Genomic DNA, 24921 nt, shown 5'->3' with positions numbered 1-24921 from the left:
GGCGAGCGACTCACGACCCGAGAAACCATGCGACGGCAGGTGTTCGAGGACATTGAGTTGGACTACAACCGGCAACGCCGGCACAGCGCGATCGGGATGATCAGCCCAGAGGCCTTCGACGCTCGAATGATCGCTTAGACCTGTGTCCACCAGTGCTGGGTAAGATAATAGATCTGGTATCGTTGGGTCTGGGTCAGCTATCGGTATCCCATGCTCTGCTTCACTTTGGACGGTGAGCCGAGAAGGGTACCGGCGCTGCCCCTCCTGCCTCTACCTCGTGGGCCAAAGTGCTGCGGTTATTCTATGTATCCAGGAAAAACAGCTGGCAGAAATGGTGTTGAAGTGTAAAGTTTTAACACTAACTCTCACAATCATTCAAAAAAAGAATTAAAGAAGTAAAGTATTTTTAGCGGACACCGCCTTTTAAAGTTTATTATAACTGACATAAAAAAAGATTTAAAAATAACCAAGAACGAATAGAACATCGTTTCAGCCCCATGGTTTGCAAAAAAAGCCTTTTTAGATATTATCGAAACGTATCCAAGGCCTTCCAAACCGTCGGAATAACTGGTAGCAGTACTCTCAGTGGTATCATAATAGTAATAGGCCTTATCTATCGATTCAATGCTCCCCCTCGTCATGGCCATCAAAAGAAAACCGATATCTTCTCCGTGCTTATACCTTTCATCAAAATACACCTGGCTTGTTAATAAACGAGAATTAAAAATGCTCGAACAAACACTAAAAGGCCAATCACCAATAGCCATACATTTCAATGAATAAGATATTAACTTATCACCTTTTATTTCTTTGCATTTCTTTCCTTTAACTGGCGTAGCAATTACATCTTTACCACTTGGGTATACTCGATTGACCATCAAGTCATCAAGTACGTCGGAATCTACCCAGTCATCAGCGTCCACAAAAGTGAAATAATCCGTCGAAACATATTTCAAACCAATGTTTCTAGCAGATGAAACCCCACCATTAATTTTTTTTAACAGCTTAACCTTACCTAGAACAATGTTTTTTCTAAACTTGTCGCTTATAAAATCCAACCCACCATCGCTAGACCCATCATCTACCACTACGACACTAACAACCTGATTTGAAGAGAGAATACTTAACAGACATCTCTCAACTGTTCTTTTATTATTATAAATTGGAACTATTACTGTCAACATTTAACAATATTCCTATTGGGAAAATAAAATCCACAAAAATATAAACTACCAAGAAAGAAACAGAGGCGCCCAAAAGACCAAATTCATTCGCTAAAAACGGGAGAAGCAACGTATACAATGCAACTCCAACTATTAGCTTAAGAGCTTCGCTTCCTGCCCTATTATTCAAAAAAACCAACTTACTAAAAAACTGTCCCCAAAAAATAAATAAAGCTGCATACTTGACAATGGAGAATGATGAACTAACTCCATACCATTTCTCTTTGAACAACATGGAAAAAAACAAATTTATAAAATCTTCCAGAAGCAGCATAACAACAAGACTCGAAAAAAACATAGAAACAATTAAAAGCAAACACTTATTCTTATTGTCTAAAAAGAAATTATAAAAGAATTTTGAAGAAACAGCACTCATAACAGCTCCAATCGCAGCGACCGGCAACACCACCCTAACTGCACCAATATAGTACGTAAATTGTTCATCTGTAAGAAACTGCTTCGCAATCACCACATCGATATACATAAAAATCGAAGATAAAGCGGTCGCCAGAAGCAGCTTCTTATCACTCAATATTAAACCAACTGCTTCTCTAATATAGAAAACTCGGGAATCAATCTTTCCAAAGACTTGCATAAATACCAAGAGCACCATAATGAAAAAAATCATTGACTCAAATAAGTGAGCGTAATAAAAAGAAAAATCAAAATATACAAGCGAAGCTAGTAGCAATATAAAAACAGCACGACCAACAACAGACGAACAAGCCACCCACATAACTTTCCCACGGTTTAGCAATGCATACTGAAATATCTCAACCCTTCTTAACAACGTGATAATGGATACAACTATTGCTATTAATATAGGAATCTCTGAATATTCAGCAACTAAAACAAGCACAATTGATACGAGCACCACCATCACTAACTGTACAGTGAAATAGCCTCCCCAGAGATTTACATCGTAGTTTTCTGAAACTATTTCTTTATTTACCCTTACAGACACTCCTAGATTATAAAAAAAACCCAACGCCCCCATAAATGACAACAGGTAAAAAAAATCAGCTATCTCTTCTTCATTATAGTTCCCAAAAATTATAGAAATCCCAGCAAACGAGCATACTAGGTACAGAATTTTTTCCAGGCCCGCCAAAACGGGCTTTATGACTATTAGTACCTTGCGCATTTTTACTCTACAGGATTCTCAGGCATAACCAGTGAAGGAGTTTTGCCTGATTGACAAAATTCTAAAAAAAACTATAAAGAAACATTGTAAGCACATCTCTCAGCCAAACCCTAATTACTTTGAGAGACTGCTTGTCCGCAAAATCGGAGTGCAACACATTACTAAAACGGGCAAAAGTAGCACTCAGAATTTACGCCCAGACTGCTTTTCGCTGAGCCTTCCAGCATCAACCAGCCCGTGTCTTAGATGGCTTAGGAAAAGATATATAATGTGCGGTCATTTAGATCCATTCATTCCAGTGTGAAGGCCAATTGCTTAAGACACCGGCGTTTGTGACTCAGGCAATGGCAGAACGAAAACAGGCGCGCCAAGGCACAATTTGATTGTCGTCATGATTAATGTCGCGCCAGAGTGGCTCTGACACTCACCAGATTCGCTTAATAGCCCGCTTAAGAGGGAACCGTATGCTGAGGCAGTTCCCTGAACATTGTACCAACCTCCCGCCCACGTTGCTTTATGATGGAGCGTATCAAGAGACCTTCACGTATCCGCATGATAATGGTGACACGTTCGTCAGCAGCAATGAGTTATAACATAGCCGTCTGATCGATAAGCACTTACCTCCTGCTCATGGATGCGGTCCATTTCCTACTCAGTCAGAATAGTTAACTCCGGATTTACAGCTAAAATCAATGTTTGCAACATACGTTCTGAGTGCTTCCAGCAACTTGCGCTTGCTTTTACACGCTCCATGAACCAGTCGTACGTTAACAACCAGCGGACACGATTGAGAGACAAAATCAATCAAGTTCCTTTGATCTGCATGTGCTGAAAACCCCGAAATACTCTTGACGTAGGCATTCACCGCCATGCGATCTCCGTCGACAACGACTTCGCTTCCAGGTTTCGCTCGCTGAATCTTCCTTCCAGGCGTGCCCTCGGCTTGATATCCAACAAACAATACAGTGTGGCGAGGATCAGGAAGGAACCGCTTCAAGTAGTTGACCACCCTGCCCCCGGTGGCCATGCCGCTGGCGGCGATGACGATGGCCCAGGTGTTGGTGGTGGCGAGGTGCTCGACCATGGCGAGATGGTCGTCGTGGCTATCGACGGTGACGAGGCCATCGAAGCTCAAGGGATGGCGGCCTTCATCAAGCCGCGCCTTGGCTTCGCTGTCCCACCAGGGCTTGAGGTCTCGGTATACTTCGGTGAAGCGGGCAGCCAGCGGTGAATCGACGATAATCAGGGGGCGCTCGCCTTTCTCTCCTTCCTTCCGCTCGTGCAGAAGGGTCTCGATTTCGTAGAGCAACTCCTGGGTGCGGCCGATGCTGAAGGCTGGAATGACCACGCTACCGCCCTCGCGCTGTGCACGATAAATCATTTCCTTGAGCTGTGCGCGCCGCGTCCTGCGACCTTCATGCCTTCTATCGCCGTAGGTGCTCTCGAGCACCAGCACGTCTGCCCGCTCCAATGGTGTGGGATCCGGCAATAGCGGAGTGTCGGGCGGCCCAAGGTCCCCCGAGAAGACGTAGCGATTATCCAGACTCGCGCGCTCGTCCTCAACATCAATTTCGACGTATGCTGAACCGAGTATATGCCCCGCGTTCTGTAGACGCACCTTGACCTTGTAACGCTCATCGTTCAGCAAGCTTTTCCAAGCACCATAGGGACTTGGATCAAGATGCATCTGAACGGTATCAAGAAAGCGCTCGATTAGCCTGCGGTCACGGGTAAAGCCGATTTTAAGGGCATCCTCGATCACCAGCGGCAGCAGCCGCGCACTCGGTGGGGTGCAGATGATAGGGCCCTTGAACCCTGCTGCCATCAGGTAGGGCAGGCGACCGATATGGTCGATATGGACGTGGGTCACCACCAGGGCGATGACGTCGTCGATCGGAAATTCGATCTGGTGTCGCTCGAAGCTGGACTGGCCCTTGAGGTCCTCTCCCTGAAACAGCCCACAGTCGATCAGGATGGCGTGGTCAGGAGAAATCTGTAGCCGGTGGCAGCTTCCGGTGACGCCATCGGCGCCACCGTGGTGGATAATGGACGGATATTCCAATAGATCCTGCTCCTTGTTGACTGAATCCAGGTGCCAGGCTCCGACGCCCGCTTCCTGGCGCCTGGGAGCACGCGATTGGAGCTTCCCCGCCCGATCTCAAGGACTATCGATATCAATGACCTTGGGCAGGACGAGGGTGGCGGCATTCTCTGCTACCGCGAATTGGCTCGGGGATGGCCAGCCCAGGAGCGAACCTTCTTCCGTCGTGGTTGGAGCGGTATAGGCAATACTTGAATCCAGACATGCAGACCACGCATACGCATTGGCCATGTCGGGCGAGGCTTCATCAAAGGTCCCATCAACCGCCAACGCCGTCCTGGCCGCCGCCAGCTCTTCCTTGCAGGCATTCACCGCGGCACGCTTCTGAAAGTTGGTGTACTGCGGTATGGCGATGGCTGACAGCAGCCCGATGATCGCCACCACCACCAACAGCTCTATCAGGGTAAAGCCGCCCTGCCCTGCCGGTATCACGGTTCCGCTCTGCTCAGAATTACTGATACTGATACTGGTACTGGTACTGGTACTGGTACTGGTACTGGTACTGGTACTGGTACTGGTACTGCTTTTACTGTCTTCCATGTCTGATGCTCCCTGTTGGCTTTTTGCCGTTTCACGGTGGTGCACTTCCTGACCGGTGGTGCGGCATGGCGAAAATGGCGCTGAGCCAGGCCATCAACCCCCATAACGCCGCCCTACCGGGTTCGGAGCATATTACTTGGCGCTGGGAGCGCCTCTGAGGGCTATACGCCCAAACCTTGACGCCGATTCGGGTTCGGACAACAAAACCGCCTGTGCGGCCTCTATGGGCGTTCTATCGCGGGGTAGACTGACGGCTAGATTCAGGATGTCGCCGACGGGAGCTATCGGGCCCATCTTGGGGCCCACTTCCAGGGAGGGTGCAGTGCCATTTGACCAGGGGTTCGGAAACGGCTCGCCGCAGGGGCCAAACAGTGGATTGGCCCAACGGCTGGTGTCACAGGGGTTACTGAGTCCTCCGGCGGCGCTGCGGGCCGAGCGGGAGGCCCAGGACAGCCACAGCACGCTGTTGCGCTACCTGGTGGAGCATGAACTGGTGAGCGTAGGGCCAGCGACCCGAGCAGCGGCAGAAGAATACGACCTGCCATTTGTCGATCTACAGGAGCTGGAGCCGAGCGAACTGCCGGCGCTCTCTCACTTCCCCGAAGCCCTGTTGCGCGAGCATTCAGTGCTGCCGCTTAGCCTCGATGATCATCAATTGCACGTGGCGGTACCCTACCCTTCTACTCTTGCTCGCCTGGGTGAGCTTCAGTTCGTCACCGGCAAGAGCTTGAAGCCGGCGCTGGCACCGCTGGATCAGATCCGCGTGCTGCTCGACGCCTACCTGGGTGCAGATCGCCCTGATGACGGCGCCATCGCCGTCGCTCTGGGCGCGCTTGGTGCCTCAGGCGCGAACAGTGCGGGCGCCGACGAGCGTAGGGGGAAGATGCATCCGTCACGGCAGTCGGATCTGGCTTCTGGCCAGGGCGTGGCTTTCGATACTGAAAAGGATGCAGATCTGGACGAGGAGCTCCATGCCGGGCTGGGTTCCGGGCTGAGCTCCAGCCTGAACGACCAGGCCGATGACGCGCCGGTGGTGAAGTTCGTCAACACTATCCTGCGTGACGCGGTAAGAAAGCGTGCCTCGGACATCCACTTCGAGCCCTTCGAGGAGTCCTTTCGGGTGCGCTTTCGCATCGATGGCCTGCTCCACGAGGTGGCCCAGCCGCCGCTTAACCTTCGCGGGCGCATCGCCTCGCGCCTCAAGGTGATGGCGCGAATGGACATCTCGGAACGCCGCCTGCCCCAGGACGGCACCATCAAGGTCCAGCTCGACGATGGCGAGGACATCGACTTCAGGGTCAACTCGCTGCCTACCGTCTACGGCGAGAAAATCGTGCTCAGACTGCTGGGCGCCAAGTCGGCACGCCTGGGTATCGAGCAGCTCGGCTTTTCACCGGACCAGCGACGGCTGTTCGAGACCGCCCTGGCAAGTCCCCAGGGGATGATTCTGGTCACCGGTCCCACCGGCAGCGGCAAGACGGTGACGCTGTACACCGGCATCCATCAGCTCAACGCCGTCGAGCGCAATATCTGTACCGCCGAGGACCCGGTGGAGATCAAGCTGTCCGGGATCAACCAGGTCAATGTGGCGCCACGCATTGGCCTCGACTTCGCCAATGCACTGCGCGCCTTTCTGCGCCAGGACCCGGACGTGGTGATGGTTGGCGAGGTGCGCGACCGGGAAACCGCCGAGATCGCGATCAAGGCCGCCCAGACCGGCCACCTGGTGCTGTCCACGCTGCACACCAATTCCGCCGCCGATACCCTGTCGCGACTGTCGAACATGGGCATCGAAGCCTTCAATATCGCCAGTGCGGTCAGCTTGATCGTGGCCCAACGCCTGGCCAGACGCCTGTGCAGCCAGTGCCGGTCCCCGGTCACCCTGCCTGTAGAGGTGCTGGTGCAACGGGGCCTGACCCAGGCCGAGGCCGACACCGCCCAGCTGTACGAGGCCGTGGGCTGTCGTCACTGCACCCAGGGCTACAAGGGGCGGGTCGGGCTATTTGAGGTGGTGCCCGTGGACCAACACATGCGCCGGCTGATCCTGGAAGGGGGCAGCGCCGATGACTTCGACGCCCTGGCCCGCGCCCAGGGCTACCCGAATCTTCGTCGCAGCGGCCTTGATCGGGTGCTCGAAGGCGTGACCAGCCTGGCCGAGGTCTGCCGCATCACCGCCGCATGAGACCGCCATCTTTCCCCCGTCCACCACTCGAGTCCACCGACACGTGCCCTTTCGTCATCACTCGCCTTCTACGGCTCCGCCTGCCTCTTCGTCCCTGTCGTCGTCCTCGCCGGCCTCGCCTCCTGGCCCCCCCGGGCAGGCGGGTGGCTACCCGCCTGATGCGACGCCGGGGGGGCCAACCTCTTCTGCCTCAGGTGGATCGGGTTCCCACGCTGGCCACAGCCACCTTTCAGCCGGGTCAACTGGGTCAAACGGGTCAAGCGGGTCACGCGACCACCTGCGCAGTGCACGCCGTTCCGCCCCCCCGCATCCGCGCCAGAGGTGCTGGCACTGGAAAGGCGAGGATCGCCAGGGCCAGCGGCGCAGCGGGGTGCTGCTGGCAACTGGCCGTCCCGAGGCCCAGCGCCAGTTGCATCAGCTTGGTGTGATCCCGCGCAAGCTGCGCCAGGGCGGCACGCTTGCACGCTTCGAGCGCCAGATATCGCCCCGGGATCTCACCCTGTTCTCGCGCCAGCTGGCGACCCTGCTGACCGCCGGCGTGCCGTTGTTGCAGGCCTTTCACGTGCTGGGCGAAAGCCTTTCAAAGCCAGCCATGCGGCTAGTCGTTCAGGCACTGGGCATGGACGTCAGCGCCGGGGCCAGCATGGCCCAGGCGCTGTCCCGCCACCCGCTCACCTTCGATGCACTGTACGTCAATCTGGTCGCCGCCGGTGAGCAGTCGGGTACGCTGAACCGCATGCTCGAGCGTTTGGCCGGCCACCTGGAAAAGCGCGAGCGATTGAAGGCGCGGGTTCGCAAGGCGCTGTGGTATCCCTCCACGGTGGTGGCGGTGGGCATCGCGGTCAGCGCCATCCTGCTGATCAAGGTGGTGCCCCAGTTCGAGCAGATGTTCGAGGGCGTCGGGGCAAGCCTGCCCCCGCTGACTCGCCTGACCATCGAGCTTTCGGAGTTCGCCCAGCAATGGTGGCTGGTGCTGCTGGGAAGTGCAGGCGTGATGGCCGGTGCGGCGAGATGGTGGATCAAGCGCTCGGCCAGGGCGCGCTTCGCCGCTCACGGCCTGGCGCTCAGGCTACCGGTGGTAGGGACGATCCTGGAACAGGCCTCGGTCGCACGCTTCTGTCGCACCCTGGCCACCGCCTTCGCCGCAGGCGTGCCCTTGGTGGAAGCGCTGAAAACCGCTGCCGGGGCCTGCGGCAATGACGTCTACTGCCAGGCGGTGGCGGCAGTGCAGACCGAGGTCGCCAGTGGCCAGCGACTCCACCTGGCGATGCGGGCGACGAGGCGCTTCCCGCCACTGGCGCTGCAAATGGTGGCCATAGGCGAGGAAGCCGGCGCGCTGGACAGCATGCTGACGCGGGTGGCGGATCACTTCGAGCGCGAGGTGGACGATCGCGTCGACACCCTGACCAGCCTGCTGGAGCCGCTGATCATCGTGGTGCTGGGCGTGGTGGTGGGTGGCCTGGTGCTGGCGATGTATCTACCGATCTTCCAATTGGGCAACGTCATCTGACCAAGCCCCGGACTGATGAATCCAGGCATGTCGAATGCCGACCTGAGGAGCCCAGGCTCGACGAAGCCTGAGCCGACGAGGACTTCGCTCAGTGACGCCTTTATTGACGTCTGTATTGGCTTGATCAGTGGACGTGATCAGTCATGCAGCCACACCGGCGTGCCGGGCGTGGCTTCATCGAACAGCCGCAACAGGTCGTCGTCACGCAGGCGAATACAGCCATGGGAGTCGGCCACCCCCATGGGCTTGTCAGGCGGGGTGCCGTGAAAATAGATATAGCGGCGCTGGGAATCGACGTCGCCGCCTCGATTGAAGCCCGGCTCCAGACCGCTGAGCCAGAGGATCCGGGTCAGGATCCAGTCGCGCTCTGGCTGGGCCTGGCCTAGTGCCACGCTGTAGACCTCACCGGTGGGCCGACGGCCACGAAAGACACAGCCCACGGGCTGCCCCTTACCGATGGCCGCACGGATCTGGTGCCAGCCCAGCGGGGTCTGGCCACTGCCCTCTTGCTGGCCGGTACCGGCAGCACCGGTGGACACCAGGCATTGCCAGGCAGGGGCTTCGCCCCGCCATAGCGTCAGCTGCTGGCGGGCGGTGTCGACCTCCACCCACACACCTTCGGTGGGGGGAAGCGCTGCCAGTTGCGGGGTATGCATCACCCTGACTCCCTTTTCGGCTTATGCAGTTGGCTCGCGCGTCGGCGGTGGCATCGTCGGCGCCGGCTCCGGCAGTGGCGCCTTCAGCGCTGACACCACCACCGGCATCATGCGGCGCACCAGATCGCGCACCGAGACGTGCTCGTCGTAGTCCTTCTCGGCGATGTCGCGCAGGGCATCGAGCCCCGACAGGGTAAAGATCACGGTGCCCAGCGCAAAGTGCAGACGCCAGAAGCGCTCGGAGTCCGGCAACTCCGGCGTGGCCTTGCGCACCAGCGCCACGAAACGGGTGAACACGGTGCCGTACTGGTCCTGAATATAGCGACGCAGATGCCCCTGGGCCTGACTGTAGGCCAGCCCCAGCAGGCGCATGAACACCTTGAGGCTGTGCCGTTCGGCCGGTACCTCGAGCACGGTGCGGGCCATGGTCTCGAGCAGCACCTCCAGCGGAATCACGCGATCACCATAGCCGCGCTCGAGCTCATCGATGGCGGCATGAAAGCGATCGGAGAAGGGATCCAGGTAGCGGGAGAACACCGCCTGGATCAGCGCCTTCTTGGAGCCGAAGTGGTAGTTGACGGCGGCCAGGTTGACCTTGGCCTTGCCGGTAATGTTGCGCAGCGACGTTTCCGCGAAGCCGCGTTCGGCGAAAAGCACCTCGGCGGTGTCCAGGATGCGCGTCACGGTATCGGTCTGGGCCATTCGCGGGCTCCGTCCAGTCTTGTCAAGGGCAGTTGGAAACAATTGTTTGAATACTGGCTTGAGTGTAAGGGAGCCGCCCTTCTCGCACAATCAACCCTGGCTCCACCCTGTTTCAAACGAATGCATCAGGCGGCGGCCCACTACACCAATGCCCTGGCACACTATTCCTGGCCTTTCGCGGTTTTACTGGATGTACATCCATACTGTACACTTCACCAAGGGCGAGCATTGACGCCCTCAGCATTGGCAAGTGCCGGCAGCAAGCCGCCGCCAAGCCACCCTGTTCCATCGCCGCCCGTGGGAGGCCGCATGACACGTCCCCTGACCCCTCGCCAGCAAAATGTCTATGACTTTATCGTCAAGACCATGAACGAGCTGGGGTACCCGCCCACCCGGGCGGAGATTTCACGCGCCCTGGGCTTTCGCTCCCCCAATGCTGCCGAAGAACACCTGCGGGCGCTCGAGCGCAAGGGCGCGATTCGCGTGATTCGTGGTACCTCTCGCGGCATCCGCCTGCCGGCCCAGGAGGCCGACTCCGGCGCCGCCAACGAGTCGCCCCAGGAAGCCAGCCCCTCACAGGGACTGCCGATCATCGGCGAGGTCGCTGCCGGCAGCCCGATCCTCGCCGCCGAGCACATCGACCGCTACTGCCCGCTGCCGCCGGACTACTTCACCCCCCGCGCAGACTATCTGCTGCGCGTGCGCGGGCTGTCGATGAAGGACGTCGGCATCCTGGAAGGTGACCTGCTGGCGGTGCATCGCACCGAGCGCATCCGCAACGGCCAGATCGTGGTAGCACGCCTGGAAGATGAGGTGACGGTCAAGCGCTTCCAGCGTGACGGCCATCAGGTCACCCTGGAGGCCGAGAACCCCGACTTCGCGCCCATCACCCTGGACCTGCGTCGCGACAGCCTGGATATCGAGGGCGTCGGGGTTGGGGTCATTCGCGGTGGCAACGGCCAGGCCCTGGGCTAGTCGCCGTTTCACCGACGTCGTGCCAGCGCCTGCCTGCCCATGCCAGCACCCGTACGCAAGATTCTGCATGCCGACTGCGACTGCTTCTACGCCGCGGTCGAGATGCGCGACAATCCCGCCCTGCGGGACATTCCGCTGGCGGTGGGCGGCGCGCGCGAGGGCCGCGGCGTCATCACCACCTGCAACTATCCGGCGCGCAAGTTCGGCATCCATTCGGCGATGCCGACCGCCCGCGCGCTGCGCCTGTGTCCGGAACTGACACTGGTTCCGCCGGACTTCGACAAGTACCGCGAGGTGTCGAGGCAGATTCAGGCGATCTTCCATGAGCTGACGCCACTGGTCGAACCGCTGTCGCTGGACGAGGCCTATCTGGACGTCAGCGATGTCGAGGGGTTCAAGGGCAGCGCCACCTGGATGGCCCGCTGGCTGAAGGAGGAGAGTCTGGCGCGCACCGGCATCACGGTGTCGGTGGGGGCGGCACCGTCCAAGTTCCTGGCCAAGATCGCCAGCGACTGGGACAAGCCGGACGGCCTGACGGTGATACCCCCCGACCAGGTAGAAAGCTTCGTACTGGCCCTGCCGGTGCGCAAGCTGCACGGCGTGGGGCCCGCCACCGGCGCCCGTCTGGACGCACTGGGCATCACCACCTGTGAGGAGCTGCGCGAACAGCCCATCGACAAGCTGCTGGACGAGTTCGGCAAATTCGGGCGACGCCTCTATGAACTCGCCCGCGGCATCGACGAGCGCCCGGTCAAGGTGGAGCGCGAACGCAAGTCGATCAGCGTCGAAAGCACCTACGGCCGGGACCTGCCGGATCTGGCCGCGGCCCAGCAGGCGCTGGTCACCCTCTGCGAGAAGTTGAAGGCGCGCATCGACCGCAATGGCCGCCCGCCCCTGGCCGGTGTGTTCGTCAAGGTGCGCTTTGACGACTTCACCACCACCACCCTGGAGTCGAAGGGCCTGGAGCCGGATCTCGCCAGCTACCGCCAACTGCTCGACCAGGCCTGGCAACGCGCCCACCGCCCGGTGCGCCTGCTCGGCGTCGGCGTGCGTCTGGTGCCACAGGAAGCCAGGCAACAGCTGTCATTACCGTTTTGACGTCTGAGAACCCAACGCCACTGGCATGCCAAGCAGGTAGCGTCTCAGCACGCGGTGCTCTTCGGGTGTCATCGAGTCGGGCCACAGCCAGTGGGTGTGCCCCTGCCAACGCAGGGAGATCAGCCTGGCGCCGACGCTTTCGCAGGTCAGCTCGATCTCGCGCCAGTCAGCGTCATCCGAATAAAGCCTCCCGGATTTGTACGCAGATGGCGCCAACGGACACCACTGCCAACGCCCAGGCACCGGGGCCCTGGGCTTGCCCCACCAGCGCATAAGCGCCTGACTCAGGGCGCGCAGAAGGCGTCGCTGCCGACGCTGCCATACGGAAAGGCCCACCTCTTCGGTTTGCTCGTCATCCACGGCGCCCAGCGTTGCCCCAGCTGTCGCTGCTGGCTCACTCTCGACCAGGCACCTTAGCTGACCCTGAAACGGATGGCGGTGGGCATGAATCAGTCTGCTGCAGAGAACTGCGGTGAGTAGCGCCCCCACCGGCGAGGGCGTGGCGCCGGCGACGACCAGCGCGATGGTCGCCACCAGCGCCCCCTGGAAGAGATGCTGCTGCTCAGAGGCCCCGATTGTGACCGTGACCGCTGGTCTCGGCATAGTCCACGATCATCTGCACGATACGGCGACGGCTGGGCTCTTCCGGCCACTCGCGACGCATCAACCACATGAACAGGTCCTGGTCCTCTTCGGTGATCAGCTGGCGATAGGCGGCCTGATCGGCCTCGTCGAGTTCATCGTAGCAATGCTCGAGAAACGGCAGCAGCAAGAGGTCCAGCTCCCACATGCCACGGCGGGAGTGCCAGTGCAGTCGCTTGCGCTCGGCCTCGAGGCGGGAGGCCACGGAAGACGGTTGATCCAAGGGGAACCTCGTCAGGGATGGAATGTGTGGCCTCAGTATACCGCAGCACGATCCGCCAGGCAGCCGCCGGCGTATCCCGAAGGTGACCCGGCGCAAGATCATTGCCACGAATGTAGTGCGTTGTTTTCTCAAGACTTGAAAAGTATGCTATCTAAAAACAAGAGGCTGTGACGGATACGGCCTTCGCCACTGGCTTGGCCAGCGCTCAACACCCAGGTGGGACTCACGGAGACAACCGATGACAAAGTCCGAACTGATAGAGCAGATCTCCATGCGGCAGCCGGAGCTGTCGATCAAGGACGTCGAGGCCGCGGTGCGCCTCATTCTGGACGACATCACCGATACCCTCGCCGATGGTGGGCGGGTCGAGATACGGGGTTTTGGCAGTTTCTCTCTGCACTATCGGGAGCCCCGGGTCGGCCGCAACCCCAAGACAGGTGAAGCGGTGGAGCTGGAAGGCAAGTTCGTGCCACACTTCAAGCCCGGAAAGGAGTTGCGCGAACAAGTCGACGCCAGCCGTGCGCTGGGCTACTGAGTTCGCTGGCAACCGCTCTCTCCGTTCTCTTTGTCTCACTATGGGAAGTCACACATGCGTTGGCTAAAAGGCCTGATCATGGCCATCATTCTGCTGGCGGTACTGGTCATCGGTATCCTGTTCGCGACCAACAACCAACAGGCCCTGCCGCTGAACCTCATCTGGTTCGAATTGCCCGAGGCCTCCCTGTCGGTGTGGCTGCTGGCCTCCCTGGCTGTCGGTGTGCTGCTTGGCATGCTGGCGATGAGCGGCGTCTACATTCGGCTGCGCGCCCTGCTGACTCGCGCCCAACGCCATAACCAGCAGCAGCGCAAGGAACTCGATCGTCTTCGCGTGCAGGAGATGAAGGAACTTCCCTGAATGCCCGATCTTCTGCTGCTGGGCCTGCTGGTCGTCGCCCTCGCCATTGGCTGGGCGCTCGGCCGGCGGGAGAGTCGACAGCAAGAACGCCCCGCCCCAAGTCTTCACCGCGACTACTTTGTCGGTCTGAACTACCTGCTCAACGATCAGCAGGACCGGGCCATCGAGACCTTCATCTCTGCGTTGGAGGTCAACAGCGATACCATCGAGACCCACGTCACCCTGGGCAACCTGTTTCGCTCTCGCGGTGAGGCCGACCGCGCCGTCAAGATTCACCAGAACCTGCTCGCACGTCCTTTCCTGGACGGCCACCAGGGAGCCTGGGTGCAGCTCGAGCTGTCCCGGGACTTTCTGCAGCTGGGTCTGCACGATCGCGCCGAACGGCTGCTGAAGGGGCTGGTCAAGGAAGAAACCCACGCCGAAGTACGCCACCATGCCAAGCGGCTGCTGGTGGACCTGTTCGAGCGCGAGGGTGAATGGCAGCAGGCGATCGACGAGGCCGTTCCCCAGTTGACCCGACGCCATGATGACCTGCGTCGGGCCGCTGCCCACTGGCACTGCGAACTGGCCGCAGAGGCGCGAGCATCCAATAGCCACGGCATCGCCAGAAAGCACCTGAAGCAGGCGCTTTCCATCGACGAACGCTGCATCCGCGCCAACCTGATCCAGGCCGAGTTGTGCCACGACACCGGCCAGTACCGCCAGGCGCTCAAGCATCTGGATCGCATTCCCCAGCAGGACGCCGACTTTATCCCGACGCTGCTTGAGCCGCTGGAACGCACCTATCAGCTTCTTGACGACGCAGAGGGACTGATCGCGCACCTGCACCGGCTGCTGGAGCTGAATCCCTGCACCAGCGTAATGCTGCTGTTGGCGCAGACGCTGCGCCAGGTGCGAGGGAGTGATGAGGAGGCGATAGCGCTGATCACCGAACAGCTCAGGAAGGAGCCGAGCCTTGGTGGGGTGGACTACCTGATGGGGCTGTACCAGCGTAGCGAGGCAAGCGAAGGCGATCCCCGTTTCGACCTGCTGCGCCAGCACACCCAGCCGCTGATCAAGGCGCTCCCCCGCCACCGCTGCCGGCGCTGCGGCTTCTCAGGTGAACACCTGCACTGGCAGTGCCCCAGATGCAGGAATTGGGGCACCACCAAACCCATCACCGGTATAGAGGGAGAGTAGCGGTCACTTGGCCTCTAACTCCTTCTCGATCGCCTCGAGTGCGGCCATCGGATCTTCTGCCTGACTTGATCCGGATCGTAACCAGCCGACTCCGACTGGGTTACGCCTCTTTCAGCTCCTTCTCGATCGCCTCTAACGCCGCCATCGGGTCTTCTGCCTGAGTGACAGGTCTTCCCACCACCAGGTGCGTGCTACCGGCGTCCATGGCCTCGCGCGGGGTCATGATTCGGCGCTGATCGCCGGCCTGGGCAAAGCTCGGGCGAATACCCGGGGTGACCTTGAGGAAGTCCTCCCCACAGGCTGCCTTGAGACGCGCCGACTCCTGCGCCGAGCACACCACACCATCCATCCCGCTGGCCTTGGCCAGTCGCGCCAGGTGCTCCACCTGCTCGTCCAGGGCTACCGAAACATTAGTAGCTGCAAGTTCCTCGGCGGTCATGCTGGTCAGCACCGTCACCGCGATCAGGCGGGTCGCAAGGCCCTCTCTATCGAGCCGTTCGCGCGCCGCTTCCATCATGCGGGCGCCGCCGCTGGCATGAACATTGACCATCCACACGCCTTGCTCTGCCGCCGCCTGAACGGCAGCCGCCACGGTATTGGGAATATCGTGAAACTTGAGGTCGAGAAAGACCTCGAAACCCCGGCCATGCAGCGCTTCGAGCACATTGGGGCCGCTGCGGGTGAACAGCTCCTTGCCAACCTTGAGACGACAGCGCTCGGGGTCCAGTCGGTCCGCCATGCACAGCGCGGCGTCCATGGAGGGATAATCGAGTGCGATGATCAAGGGCGATGAGGTAGTCACGGAGGCCTCCGGCACAGTGGAATCGAAGGGCGCACCTGCGGCCTGCATGACGTGAGCCAAGCCGGCCCGGTCGCGAGACACAGGACCCGGAGCGCCAAAACGCCGCAGTATATCAGCCCAAGCGACTTCCGCGCGGCCCTATGGCTTCATCTGAATATCTAATTCCACTGATATTTTTATAAGTAATTTCTTATAACTGGATTCGTCGCTCGGCGCCTAAGGTGAAAGTCGAGACCCAACGGCATCACGTCGAACGGACTCGAAGGGGCAAGCCCCCTACGTCATGAAGACGACTTTCAACACCAAGGAGATGTCCGATGCAGACCCACAACGCACAACAGGCTGTTCGCCATCCATCGATGAACGACAACTCGAGCACCCTTTCCGCAAGCAAGCGGTCCAGGTTATGGACTATCGCACTACTGGCACTGACCTGGATGTTGCTGGCACAGCCAGTCATGGCCGAAGAGCAGCTGAGTATCGAGCCGATCAACATCAACGAGGCCAGCGTCGAGTTGCTGGCGGAACTCCCCGGCATCGGCCCAGGCAAGGCTCAGGCCATCGTCGAAGACCGCCAGGCCAATGGCCCCTTCACCACCATCGAGGACCTGACTCGAGTAAAGGGCATCGGTGACGCCACCGTCGCTCGGCTCAAGGATGAAATCAGCCTGCGCTAGACACCGGCTGCACCCAAGCCCTCCGCCGCGCAGTGCTGCGGAGGGCTTGTGGGGGTGAGGAATAATCAACACTTCAGGCAACGGGATTTCTGTTAGCAACCAACAGGCCATGATAGACCATCAGCTGGAGCGCTCGATTTGCTCTCGCAGTTCGCTGACCAGTTCTATCGAAATCTCGGCCACTTGCGCGATCGTCTGATCATCCAGCGAAGTCTGCTGAATCATATTGCGGGCTACCTCTAGCTTGCCTTCTTCGCGCCCTTCCTGACGCCCTTCCTGACGCCCTTCCTGACGCCCTTCCTGACGACCTTCCTCGCGCCCTTCCTCGCGCCCTTCCTCGCGCCCTTCCTCGCGACCTTCCTCGCGACCTTCCCGACGGCCCTCCGCCAGCCCCTGCTGCTTCCACTGCTCAGGCCACCGCTTAGCTCTTTCTGCCAGCATATTGTGCACCTCGCTCAATTCATTCAGGGCCTGCCATCCGCCCTGTTCCTCATTTGACACCCAGTTTGGCAATAGTACTCGCTTGATCCAGATGACGAAGTGTCGACGCAAATCTGCCTGCTCTGGTGTCTGCAACCATTTCACCAGCAACCCGATCAGCTCAACCGCATCTGCGGGACTCCGGTGATGCTCCAGCTGGAAGATGGCCGACACCACATTACGCGCTTCGCTGGAGAACTGCTGGTCGGCAACGAGGGCACCTTCATCCAATAGCAGAAAGGACAGATCCGGTCGGTATTGCGCCAGGCTGCCAGGCCCTGCCTGAATGAGATCCCGAACGTTGACAGGCGCGCTCCAGCGACGCTCTCCATTATAGAGCACGATAGGCAACACCGGCGGTAGCTTGCCCGACCGAGTCAGCTGTTTCTGCTTGACCAGATCCTGGTAGAGCAACCCGACGTAGGTCATGGTGCGAAGCGCCATGAAACGATCCACCGTGCTCTGAAATTCCAGCAACAGGTACACGTAGCACCACTCATCACCGAAGCGCGCGCGCCAGATGACATCGTTTTCGCGATCACGCAGGTCATCAGTGACGAAGCTGCCACTGACCCGCTCCAGCGAGTCGAGGTCCAGCTTCTCGATCCAGTCTTCACCGATAAAGCCGGTCAGCAGGTCTCGGATCACCCTCGGCTCGCTGAATAGCAACTTGTAGCTTTGATCATGCTGGTTTTTCATGGCGTGCCCGGCCAGGCGGCCGGCCTCTTCCCTTGGCTAGACCTAGCCCTAGACCTAGACCTAGACCTAGACCTAGAGCCGCAGCCCCCCGTCCACCTCCATGACACGGGCGGTGAAGTAGTCATTGTCAAAGATGAAGGCAACGCTCTCGGCGATGTCGGCAGGGGCGCCAAGGCGGCGCAGGGGCACGCCTGCGGTCAGTTTTTCGAGCATGTCGTCACGCATGGAGGCGGTCATCTCGGTTTCGATGAAGCCAGGTGCCACCGCGCCCACGCGAATACCATGACGGGCCAGCTCCTTGCCCCAGGTGACGGTCAGAGCGGCAACGCCGGCCTTGGCCGCGGCATAGTTGCTCTGCCCCATGTTGCCGGCGCGCGAGATGCTCGAGATATTGACGATGACACCCCGACGATCATCCTCGATCATGGCCGTGGCGGCGGCACGCCCGCACAGGAATACACCGGTCAGATTGACATCGATGACCGCCTGCCACTCGTCCAGTCCCAGCGTCTTTTCGACCTTGCCGTCGCGCGCCTTGACCAGCAGGCCGTCACGCAGGATACCGGCGTTGTTGACCAGACCGTCGAGCGGCCCCATGTGCTCGCGAATGTCCGCAAAGGCTTCAGTGACAGAGGCCTCGTCTGCCACGTTAGCCACGAAGGCTCTGGCGGTGATGCCGGCATCGAACAGACCATTGACGGCCTGGTCCAGCTGGTCGTTGTCGGTATCGATGAGCGCGACCCGCGCTCCACGGCGTCCCAGATGGTGCGCCATGGCCAGGCCGAGTCCACGGGCTCCGCCGGTGATGGCGATCAGGGCATCGTTGAGTTGCATGCGGTTTCCCCTTGCAAGACGCGTCATACACGCGCGTTTTCAGATGGTTTTTTGGTAAGGCGCCAAGGCGTGACAGGCCGCACCTGCCGCCAGGCAAAGCGGCCGCGTGATACACCAAAGCACCACATATGAGCCCACTAACCATTGGTGCACCGCATCATGACAACCTTTCAAAACCCCCGCCACTCTTCCTTGGTCTAGCGCAAGCCTGCGCAACCCCCTGCGACCGAATCGGGCAAAAAAAGAAGATCTTTGCCACGCCGAGCGGCTGAAACCGTAAGCACGACTGCGCGAGTGGCCGCGCCAGAGTCGGCAAGGCGCTGCCAGCAAATGAAAGCCGCCGCCAGCAAAACAAAGGCGCAGTCAGCAAAAGCCACAGCAACGCTTGAACTCCGAGGAGGCCACCCCCATCTTGAACGGAGATCACAACGCGGAGCTGACATGCCCTTTCTTCTTATCTTCACCATCTTCGCCCTGCTCGACTTCGCTGTACTCTTTTCGGTGGGTAGCGAAATCGGTCTGCTTTCCACCCTGGCGCTGGTGCTGGCCACCGGCTTCATCGGTCTGCACCTGATCCGTCGCGAAGGTGTGGCCACCTTCGCACGCGCCCAGGAGCGGATGTCACGCGGCGAGATCCCCTCCTCGGAGCTGATGACCGGTGCCGCGCTGATCTTCGGTGGCGCCCTGCTGATGGCGCCGGGTTTTCTGTCTGACGCACTCGGCTTCATGTGCCTGATTCCCAACGCTCGCCGCCTGCTGGGCAAGGCGCTGGCCAAGGTCGGGGTGCGCATGAAGGGCTTCCAGATGGGCGGCACCCATTTCGGCGGTACCGAGGAAGGGGGCTTTGCGGGCCCGAAGGCCAATGCCGATGGATGGGACGAGGCTTCCGGCCGCCGCCGGGATGACACCAGCTGGCGCGAAAGTTCGGCCGGCGATGAAGAACCGCTGGAGGGCGAATTTATCAGCAAGGATGAGCGACGCCGCTAGGGCTTGTCTGAAAAGTGTCTGCGCTCGGTAATACGGCGTTAAAAATCGGATCAAAATGCTCATTTACACCACGTAAACTGCGCTTTCTCACCGATTTTTGCCTTGTCTAACCTTCGCTCGTCGACTTTTCGGACTGAGCCTGAGGCTTGCGCGGCGGACCCACCCTTGCCGCATCATCGTCTTGTCCCACGCATCGGCACCCTTCGGGGTGCCGATGCCGTTTCATGGGCCCCGTCAGCCTTGGATGCAAGAAGACAAAAAAATTTTCATCCAAGCCCTTGAAAGCCCCCACTCCAGCCCCACTTACCAGAGCAGCACCAAGCTTCGGTGAGGGAGCACGCTCCCCCGCCATTGACAGGAGGGCCGACAAGGGCCTGCCACTTCATCGGCAGCCCGGCAATGACCTCCAGCTCTCGCCGAGTCGCAGGGCGTCACGACGAGAGTGAACAATGAACCGCCGGGGTGGATGCCCCGGCCTTGCAAAACCATCAGGAGAACGTGAGCAATGAACATCCGTCCCTTGCACGATCGCGTCGTCATCCGTCGCGTTGAGGAAGAGCAGAAGACCGCAGGCGGCATCGTGCTTCCGGGCAACGCCCAGGAAAAACCGACTCGTGGCGAAGTTCTCGCCGTCGGTAACGGCCGGATTCTCGAGAGCGGCGACGTGCGTCCTCTGGACGTCAAGGTCGGCGACACCGTGATCTTCAAGGATGGCTTCGGCGTCGAAAAGCAGAAGATCGACGGCGAGGAAGTCCTGATCATGAGCGAGTCCGACATCCTGGCGGTCGTCGAGGGCTAAGCCCTGCCCCGCAGACTCACTCGTTTCAACGTTCACTTTTGACGCTTAGATTCTAAGGAAGTACAGAAAATGGCAGCGAAACAAGTCAAGTTCTCTGATGATGCCCGCAAGCGCATGGCGCGTGGTGTCGATGTCCTGGCCAATGCCGTCAAGGCTACCCTGGGCCCGAAAGGTCGCAACGTGGTGCTGGAGAAGTCCTTCGGCGCGCCGACCGTGACCAAGGATGGCGTCAGCGTCGCCAAGGAAATCGAACTGAAGGATCGGTTCGAAAACATGGGCGCGCAGATGGTCAAGGAAGTGGCTTCCAAGACTTCCGACGTGGCCGGTGACGGTACCACCACCGCTACCGTGCTGGCCCAGGCCATCGTCGCCGAAGGCCTGAAGGGCGTGACCGCCGGCATGAACCCGATGGACCTCAAGCGCGGCATCGACCAGGCCGTCATCGCTGCGGTCAAGGAAATCCAGGCTCTGTCCGTGCCCTGCACCGACTCCAAGGCCATCGCCCAGGTCGGCACCATCTCCGCCAACGGCGACTCGCGCATCGGCGAGATCATCGCCGAGGCGATGGAGAAGGTCGGCAAGGAAGGCGTCATCACTGTCGATGAAGGCCGTGGCTTCGAAGACGAGCTGGACGTGGTCGAGGGCATGCAGTTCGACCGCGGCTACCTGAGCCCGTACTTCGTCACCAACCAGGACACCATGGCCGTGGAACTGGAAGATCCGTTCATCCTGCTGGTGGACAAGAAGATCTCCAACATCCGCGAACTGCTGCCGACCCTGGAAGCCGTCGCCAAGGCTGGCAAGCCGCTGGTGATCATCGCCGAAGACATCGAAGGCGAAGCGCTGGCTACTCTGGTGGTCAACACCATGCGTGGCATCGTCAAGGTCGCCGCCGCCAAGGCGCCTGGCTTCGGTGATCGCCGCAAGGCCATGCTGCAGGACATCGCGATCCTGACCAACGGCACCGTGATCTCCGAGGAAGTGGGTCTGAACCTCGAGCAGGCCACCCTGGACCACCTGGGCACCGCCAAGCGCGTGACCATGTCCAAGGAAAACACCACCATCATCGATGGTGCCGGCAACGATGGTGACATCGAAGCACGCGTCAACCAGATCCGCGCCCAGATCGAAGAGACTTCCTCCGACTACGATCGCGAGAAGCTCCAGGAGCGTGTCGCCAAGCTGGCCGGCGGTGTTGCCGTCATCCGCGTCGGTGCCGCTACCGAAGTCGAGATGAAGGAGAAGAAGGCCCGCGTCGAGGACGCCCTGCACTCTACCCGCGCCGCGGTCGAGGAAGGTGTCGTGCCTGGCGGTGGTACTGCCCTGATCCGCATCCTGACCAAGATCGCTGGCCTCAAGGGTGACAACGAAGACCAGACTCACGGTATCGCCATCGCTCTGCGCGCCATGGAAGCACCGCTGCGTCAGATCGTCACCAACGCTGGCCAGGAAGCCTCCGTTATCGTCAACCGCATCAAGGACGGTGAAGGCAACTTCGGCTACAACGCCCAGACCGGCGAGTACGGCGACCTGTTCGAGATGGGTGTGCTGGACCCGGCCAAGGTGACTCGCAGCGCGCTGCAGTCCGCTGGCTCCGTTGCTGGCCTGCTGATCACCACCGAAGCCATGATCGCCGACGATCCGGACGAGAAGGACGCTGCTCCGGACATGGGCGGCATGGGTGGAATGGGCGGCATGGGCGGCATGATGTAACGCCTGTCCCGGGCAGCTCCGGCTGCCCGACCCGCGCACCCCAAGCGCACAAAGCCCTGCCTGATGGCAGGGCTTTTTTGTGTTCCACCATTCATCGAGCCGCCTCATCCAGAGGTTGAGGACTTTTCAATTTATTCCCGCCCCCGGGACATGATTCACTATCGGCTGGATCAACTTGCAGGCAACATCATGGATTTGACGCTACTGGACGGCGGCATGGGGCGCGAGCTCAAGCGTATCGGCGCCCCCTTCTCACAGCCCTTGTGGAGCGCCCAGGCGCTGATCGAAGCTCCCGACCGGGTCATCGAGGCCCACCTCAACTTTATCCGGGCCGGCGCCCGAGTGATTACTGCCAACAGCTACGCCTGCGTGCCGTTCCATCTTGGCGAGCGGCGCTATCGAGAAGAGGGGCCGGCACTCGCTTCTCTCGCGGCACGATTGGCAGCGCAAGCGGCAAGCCGCTGGCAGGAAGAATCCGTCCAGCCACCATCGCAAGCCAATGCCCCAGAAGCCTCGATCAGCGTAGCCGGCTGCCTGCCTCCCGCCCTGGGCAGCTATCGTCCCGATCTGTTCGACCCCAGCCGCGCTAGAGAGATCACCACCGCCCTGTATCATGCGCAGGACCAACACGTGGATCTGTGGCTCGCCGAGACACTGTCGAGTCTTGCCGAGATCTCGGTCATGCAGGAGGTTCTGGCGGCTTCCGAGAAGCCTCGCTGGTACGCCCTCACCCTGCAGGACGAGGTGTCCGACATCGCACGCCTGCGCTCCGGAGAGTCCGTTGCCGAGGCGACCCAACAGCTATGTCAGGGCGGCGCCGACGCCATCCTGTTCAACTGCTCGATTCCGGAGGTCATGGCGCAGGCACTGGTCGACGCCGGCGACGCCATGCAACGACTCAAGCTATCGCGCCCGCTGGGCGCCTACGCCAACAGCTTCTCGCCGATCGGCGATGCCCACCGGGCCAACACTACCTTGACGGCAGACCGGGAGCTGACCCCGGCAGGCTACCTGGACTACGCCAAACGCTGGCACTCCCTGGGAGCAAGCCTGATCGGCGGATGCTGCGGCATCCATCCGGCTCATATCGAGCGGCTTAATGAGTGGTGCCAAACACATCGCTAGTCACTGAAGCTACAAAGTCTCCAGCCCTCACCCCCCTCTTTGGCGCTCCAAGTGCTCTGACACCATCCTTCGCTTTGGGCGAAAGTGGCGGTATGGTGTCGCTCGTTTTCCCATCGACGGTTGCCGTGCTCCATGACTCAAGCCTTGCCCTTCGCCAATCTGCGCATCGTTCTTGTCCAGACCTACCATCCCGGCAACATCGGCTCCGCCGCTCGCGCGATGAAGACCATGGGACTTACCGATCTGGTGCTGGTCAATCCACGCGTCTTTCCCGATGCAGAGGCCACCCGCCTGGCCGCAGGTGCGGCAGATGTGGTCGAAAACGCCCGCGTGGTGGAACGTCTCGAGGACGCCATCGATGACTGTGTCAGGGTGGTCGGGGCCAGCGCCAGGCTGAGAAGCCTGCCACTGCCCCACTATGACGAACCGGACGAGATGGCCCAGGCGCTGGTGAAGGACGCGGTGCATGACCCGGTGGCACTGGTCTTCGGCCGCGAGCGCTTCGGTCTGACCAACGACGAAATCCGCCTGTGCTCGCATCAGGTCAGCATTCCGGCCAATCCCGATTACGGCATCCTGAACCTATCCCAGGCGGTGCAGGTGCTGGCCTACGAGTTGCGCCGGGCCTGGCGCCGACTCCCCTGCCCTGATGTCGCCGTCGATAGCGATGCCGACACGGATACGGATACCGACACCGATACCGACAGCGTCGCCACCTCGGCGACACCACCCAGGCTTCGCCAGCCCACCCGAGAGCAGGTCGCCCACTTTCAGGCACATCTGGGCCGGGTAATGCGCGACAGTGGTTTTATTACCCAGCCCCACGCTCGCACCGAGGAACAGCTCCAGGCGCTGTTCGCCCGGGCCACGCCCACGCGCAAGGAACTCTCGCTGCTGCGCGGCCTGCTGTCATCCCTCGAGACACACCTGCCCCCTTACAGCGACGATCGCCAGGACTGACGTCACTACAGCAAAAGGCCCCACCTGAGCGGGGCCTGGATGGCCATGTCGGGCGTGGTGTCGATCAGCCTTCGATGACGCCACAGGCGACGCGGGCACCGCCACCGCCGAGCTTGGGCTGGTCGGAGTAGTTGTCACCACCGGAGTGAATCATGATGGCGTGGCCTGCCAGGTCATCCTCGCTGATGCGCGGCGCCAGGGTCGGCAGTGTCGCCTCGCCCTGCTGTCCCACCGCCAGCGCCGGCAGGTCACCTAGGTGGCCGTCACCGTAAGGACCCTGGTGGGTGCCGGTGTCCTCCGGGTCGAAGTGGCCTCCGGCGCCAGCCGCCGCTACCGTCTCGCCATCCTTCTCGGCCGGCTCGCAGCTCGGGTTCACGTGAACGTGAAGGCCGTGGATGCCGGTGTCCAGACCCTCGAGGTCGGGCGTGATCCTGAGACCATGCTCACTATCCTCGAAACTGATGGTGCCGAGGGAGTCGCCAATACCGTCGGTGCTAACGCTGTGCATCTCCACCTCCGTGGCGGCGTGGGCGGCGCCAGTTACCAGCAGGCCTGCCCCCAGCAAGCACGATCCGGCAAACACGCGTGCCTTCAACATCTTGTCGCTCCTGTCCATGTGTCGATCCTCTCCATCTGTGAACAAGTGTCTTGCTGCGCCCTGGGCTCGATAACTCCTTCATCTTCCCGGGAGCGCCACGACCCACCGGTCGATGAGTCTCCCCCAGCGTGGACCATATCGACGGATCTGCACAACCCGTAGCACTCATGTCTCACT

Annotated in this window: 26 protein-coding genes; 14 read left to right on the top strand and 12 right to left on the bottom strand. The window is 60.1% G+C overall.

Annotated features, from left to right (window positions below):
* Window positions 1-138 (top strand): IS3 family transposase (locus tag KUV74_RS18360; protein ID WP_409996594.1); only part of this gene is annotated, 138 nt, incomplete at its 5' end.
* A 233-nt stretch (window positions 139-371) separates the two neighbouring features.
* Here the strand turns inward: KUV74_RS18360 and KUV74_RS18355 are convergent.
* The 4 genes from KUV74_RS18355 to KUV74_RS21015 form a co-directional block, all read right to left on the bottom strand.
* Window positions 372-1184, bottom strand: a complete 813-nt coding sequence (locus KUV74_RS18355; RefSeq protein ID WP_222517039.1) for a glycosyltransferase family A protein — start codon at window positions 1182-1184, stop codon at window positions 372-374.
* Window positions 1156-2367, bottom strand: a complete 1212-nt coding sequence (locus KUV74_RS18350) for a hypothetical protein (protein ID WP_222517038.1) — start codon at window positions 2365-2367, stop codon at window positions 1156-1158. The genes KUV74_RS18355 and KUV74_RS18350 overlap by 29 nt, the downstream gene beginning before the upstream one ends.
* Before the next feature lie 652 nt (window positions 2368-3019).
* Window positions 3020-4429, bottom strand: coding sequence for an MBL fold metallo-hydrolase (locus KUV74_RS18345; protein WP_261395557.1), 1410 nt, complete (start codon window positions 4427-4429; stop codon window positions 3020-3022).
* Window positions 4430-4525: 96 nt separating this feature from the next.
* Window positions 4526-5008, bottom strand: coding sequence for a prepilin-type N-terminal cleavage/methylation domain-containing protein (locus KUV74_RS21015; protein ID WP_222517037.1), 483 nt, complete (start codon window positions 5006-5008; stop codon window positions 4526-4528).
* Window positions 5009-5384: 376 nt separating this feature from the next.
* Between KUV74_RS21015 and pilB the strand changes: the two genes are divergently transcribed.
* A complete protein-coding gene (gene pilB, locus KUV74_RS18335) occupies window positions 5385-7190 on the top strand; it encodes a type IV-A pilus assembly ATPase PilB (protein ID WP_261395556.1) in 1806 nt (601 codons plus the stop codon).
* Between the two features lie 370 nt (window positions 7191-7560).
* Window positions 7561-8700 carry a type II secretion system F family protein gene (locus KUV74_RS18330; RefSeq protein WP_315900865.1) on the top strand — a complete coding sequence of 380 codons (1140 nt, stop codon included), beginning with the start codon at window positions 7561-7563 and terminating at the stop codon, window positions 8698-8700.
* A 137-nt stretch (window positions 8701-8837) separates the two neighbouring features.
* Here KUV74_RS18330 and KUV74_RS18325 read toward each other — a convergent pair whose 3' ends face one another.
* Together KUV74_RS18325 and KUV74_RS18320 are read right to left on the bottom strand one after the other, a co-directional pair.
* Window positions 8838-9356 carry a L,D-transpeptidase gene (locus KUV74_RS18325; RefSeq protein ID WP_222517035.1) on the bottom strand — a complete coding sequence of 173 codons (519 nt, stop codon included), beginning with the start codon at window positions 9354-9356 and terminating at the stop codon, window positions 8838-8840.
* A 21-nt stretch (window positions 9357-9377) separates the two neighbouring features.
* A complete protein-coding gene (locus KUV74_RS18320; RefSeq protein WP_222517034.1) occupies window positions 9378-10058 on the bottom strand; it encodes a TetR/AcrR family transcriptional regulator in 681 nt (226 codons plus the stop codon).
* Between the two features lie 309 nt (window positions 10059-10367).
* Here KUV74_RS18320 and lexA point away from each other — a divergent pair, with 309 nt between their 5' ends.
* The gene (lexA, locus tag KUV74_RS18315) at window positions 10368-11033 is read left to right on the top strand and encodes a transcriptional repressor LexA (RefSeq protein ID WP_108132779.1); all 666 of its coding nucleotides are present in this window, start codon (window positions 10368-10370) and stop codon (window positions 11031-11033) included.
* A gap of 39 nt (window positions 11034-11072) precedes the next feature.
* Window positions 11073-12131 carry a DNA polymerase IV gene (gene dinB / locus KUV74_RS18310; protein WP_222517033.1) on the top strand — a complete coding sequence of 353 codons (1059 nt, stop codon included), beginning with the start codon at window positions 11073-11075 and terminating at the stop codon, window positions 12129-12131.
* On the opposite strand, the gene KUV74_RS18305 is transcribed toward dinB, so the two are convergent.
* The gene (locus KUV74_RS18305) at window positions 12120-12665 is read right to left on the bottom strand and encodes a hypothetical protein (RefSeq protein ID WP_222517032.1); all 546 of its coding nucleotides are present in this window, start codon (window positions 12663-12665) and stop codon (window positions 12120-12122) included. The genes dinB and KUV74_RS18305 overlap by 12 nt on opposite strands.
* Window positions 12666-12693: 28 nt before the next feature.
* The gene (locus KUV74_RS18300; RefSeq protein WP_045994570.1) at window positions 12694-12996 is read right to left on the bottom strand and encodes a succinate dehydrogenase assembly factor 2; all 303 of its coding nucleotides are present in this window, start codon (window positions 12994-12996) and stop codon (window positions 12694-12696) included.
* Window positions 12997-13234: 238 nt separating this feature from the next.
* Between KUV74_RS18300 and KUV74_RS18295 the strand changes: the two genes are divergently transcribed.
* From KUV74_RS18295 to lapB, 3 genes are read left to right on the top strand one after another with little or no spacing between them, the layout of a single operon-like run.
* Window positions 13235-13531 (top strand): integration host factor subunit beta, encoded by a 297-nt coding sequence (locus tag KUV74_RS18295; protein ID WP_045994571.1) that lies wholly within the window; start codon window positions 13235-13237, stop codon window positions 13529-13531.
* A 54-nt stretch (window positions 13532-13585) separates the two neighbouring features.
* Window positions 13586-13891, top strand: coding sequence for a lipopolysaccharide assembly LapA domain-containing protein (locus tag KUV74_RS18290; protein ID WP_045994572.1), 306 nt, complete (start codon window positions 13586-13588; stop codon window positions 13889-13891).
* The gene (gene lapB, locus KUV74_RS18285) at window positions 13892-15070 is read left to right on the top strand and encodes a lipopolysaccharide assembly protein LapB (RefSeq protein ID WP_045994573.1); all 1179 of its coding nucleotides are present in this window, start codon (window positions 13892-13894) and stop codon (window positions 15068-15070) included.
* Window positions 15071-15170: 100 nt separating this feature from the next.
* Here the strand turns inward: lapB and pyrF are convergent, their stop codons facing one another.
* The gene (gene pyrF, locus KUV74_RS18280; protein WP_146164658.1) at window positions 15171-15872 is read right to left on the bottom strand and encodes an orotidine-5'-phosphate decarboxylase; all 702 of its coding nucleotides are present in this window, start codon (window positions 15870-15872) and stop codon (window positions 15171-15173) included.
* Window positions 15873-16189: 317 nt separating this feature from the next.
* Between pyrF and KUV74_RS18275 the strand changes: the two genes are divergently transcribed.
* On the top strand, window positions 16190-16549 hold the full coding sequence (locus KUV74_RS18275) for a ComEA family DNA-binding protein (protein WP_308812428.1): 360 nt from the start codon (window positions 16190-16192) through the stop codon (window positions 16547-16549).
* 120 nt (window positions 16550-16669) lie between these two features.
* On the opposite strand, the gene KUV74_RS18270 is transcribed toward KUV74_RS18275, so the two are convergent.
* Together KUV74_RS18270 and KUV74_RS18265 are read right to left on the bottom strand one after the other, a co-directional pair.
* A complete protein-coding gene (locus KUV74_RS18270) occupies window positions 16670-17728 on the bottom strand; it encodes an Rpn family recombination-promoting nuclease/putative transposase (protein WP_222517031.1) in 1059 nt (352 codons plus the stop codon).
* Between the two features lie 72 nt (window positions 17729-17800).
* On the bottom strand, window positions 17801-18562 hold the full coding sequence (locus KUV74_RS18265; RefSeq protein WP_045994575.1) for an SDR family NAD(P)-dependent oxidoreductase: 762 nt from the start codon (window positions 18560-18562) through the stop codon (window positions 17801-17803).
* Window positions 18563-19003: 441 nt separating this feature from the next.
* Between KUV74_RS18265 and KUV74_RS18260 the strand changes: the two genes are divergently transcribed.
* From KUV74_RS18260 to KUV74_RS18240, 5 genes are all read left to right on the top strand, one after another.
* Entirely contained in the window at window positions 19004-19549 is a 546-nt protein-coding gene (locus KUV74_RS18260) for an FxsA family protein (RefSeq protein ID WP_108132773.1), read from the top strand.
* Between the two features lie 505 nt (window positions 19550-20054).
* Entirely contained in the window at window positions 20055-20348 is a 294-nt protein-coding gene (locus tag KUV74_RS18255; protein ID WP_045994577.1) for a co-chaperone GroES, read from the top strand.
* Window positions 20349-20417: 69 nt separating this feature from the next.
* The gene (gene groL / locus KUV74_RS18250; RefSeq protein ID WP_045994578.1) at window positions 20418-22061 is read left to right on the top strand and encodes a chaperonin GroEL; all 1644 of its coding nucleotides are present in this window, start codon (window positions 20418-20420) and stop codon (window positions 22059-22061) included.
* Window positions 22062-22250: 189 nt separating this feature from the next.
* Entirely contained in the window at window positions 22251-23186 is a 936-nt protein-coding gene (locus KUV74_RS18245; protein WP_261395555.1) for a homocysteine S-methyltransferase family protein, read from the top strand.
* A 132-nt stretch (window positions 23187-23318) separates the two neighbouring features.
* Complete coding sequence (locus KUV74_RS18240; protein ID WP_222517030.1) at window positions 23319-24146, top strand: RNA methyltransferase; 828 nt, start codon at window positions 23319-23321, stop codon at window positions 24144-24146.
* Between the two features lie 64 nt (window positions 24147-24210).
* On the opposite strand, the gene sodC is transcribed toward KUV74_RS18240, so the two are convergent.
* Entirely contained in the window at window positions 24211-24744 is a 534-nt protein-coding gene (gene sodC / locus KUV74_RS18235; RefSeq protein ID WP_222517029.1) for a superoxide dismutase family protein, read from the bottom strand.
* Window positions 24745-24921 lie beyond the last annotated feature (177 nt).

This window comes from Halomonas sp. DP1Y21-3 (genome assembly GCF_019801245.1).
Lineage (GTDB): Bacteria > Pseudomonadota > Gammaproteobacteria > Pseudomonadales > Halomonadaceae > Halomonas > Halomonas litopenaei.
Note: the sequence above shows the minus strand (reverse complement) of the source record. Positions and strands in the feature narration are given on the sequence as shown.

Excerpts from the sequence above, each read along its gene's own strand:
- KUV74_RS18355 (WP_222517039.1), bottom strand. The coding sequence starts at position 1,184 with ATGTTGACAGTAATAGTTCCAATTTATAATAATAAAAGAACAGTTGAG.
- KUV74_RS18350 (WP_222517038.1), bottom strand. The coding sequence starts at position 2,367 with ATGCGCAAGGTACTAATAGTCATAAAGCCCGTTTTGGCGGGCCTGGAA.
- KUV74_RS21015 (WP_222517037.1), bottom strand. The coding sequence starts at position 5,008 with ATGGAAGACAGTAAAAGCAGTACCAGTACCAGTACCAGTACCAGTACC.
- KUV74_RS18325 (WP_222517035.1), bottom strand. The coding sequence starts at position 9,356 with ATGCATACCCCGCAACTGGCAGCGCTTCCCCCCACCGAAGGTGTGTGG.
- KUV74_RS18320 (WP_222517034.1), bottom strand. The coding sequence starts at position 10,058 with ATGGCCCAGACCGATACCGTGACGCGCATCCTGGACACCGCCGAGGTG.
- lexA (WP_108132779.1), top strand. The coding sequence starts at position 10,368 with ATGACACGTCCCCTGACCCCTCGCCAGCAAAATGTCTATGACTTTATC.
- dinB (WP_222517033.1), top strand. The coding sequence starts at position 11,073 with ATGCCAGCACCCGTACGCAAGATTCTGCATGCCGACTGCGACTGCTTC.
- KUV74_RS18295 (WP_045994571.1), top strand. The coding sequence starts at position 13,235 with ATGACAAAGTCCGAACTGATAGAGCAGATCTCCATGCGGCAGCCGGAG.
- KUV74_RS18290 (WP_045994572.1), top strand. The coding sequence starts at position 13,586 with ATGCGTTGGCTAAAAGGCCTGATCATGGCCATCATTCTGCTGGCGGTA.
- lapB (WP_045994573.1), top strand. The coding sequence starts at position 13,892 with ATGCCCGATCTTCTGCTGCTGGGCCTGCTGGTCGTCGCCCTCGCCATT.
- KUV74_RS18275 (WP_308812428.1), top strand. The coding sequence starts at position 16,190 with ATGCAGACCCACAACGCACAACAGGCTGTTCGCCATCCATCGATGAAC.
- KUV74_RS18270 (WP_222517031.1), bottom strand. The coding sequence starts at position 17,728 with ATGAAAAACCAGCATGATCAAAGCTACAAGTTGCTATTCAGCGAGCCG.
- KUV74_RS18265 (WP_045994575.1), bottom strand. The coding sequence starts at position 18,562 with ATGCAACTCAACGATGCCCTGATCGCCATCACCGGCGGAGCCCGTGGA.
- KUV74_RS18260 (WP_108132773.1), top strand. The coding sequence starts at position 19,004 with ATGCCCTTTCTTCTTATCTTCACCATCTTCGCCCTGCTCGACTTCGCT.
- KUV74_RS18255 (WP_045994577.1), top strand. The coding sequence starts at position 20,055 with ATGAACATCCGTCCCTTGCACGATCGCGTCGTCATCCGTCGCGTTGAG.
- groL (WP_045994578.1), top strand. The coding sequence starts at position 20,418 with ATGGCAGCGAAACAAGTCAAGTTCTCTGATGATGCCCGCAAGCGCATG.
- KUV74_RS18245 (WP_261395555.1), top strand. The coding sequence starts at position 22,251 with ATGGATTTGACGCTACTGGACGGCGGCATGGGGCGCGAGCTCAAGCGT.
- KUV74_RS18240 (WP_222517030.1), top strand. The coding sequence starts at position 23,319 with ATGACTCAAGCCTTGCCCTTCGCCAATCTGCGCATCGTTCTTGTCCAG.
- sodC (WP_222517029.1), bottom strand. The coding sequence starts at position 24,744 with ATGTTGAAGGCACGCGTGTTTGCCGGATCGTGCTTGCTGGGGGCAGGC.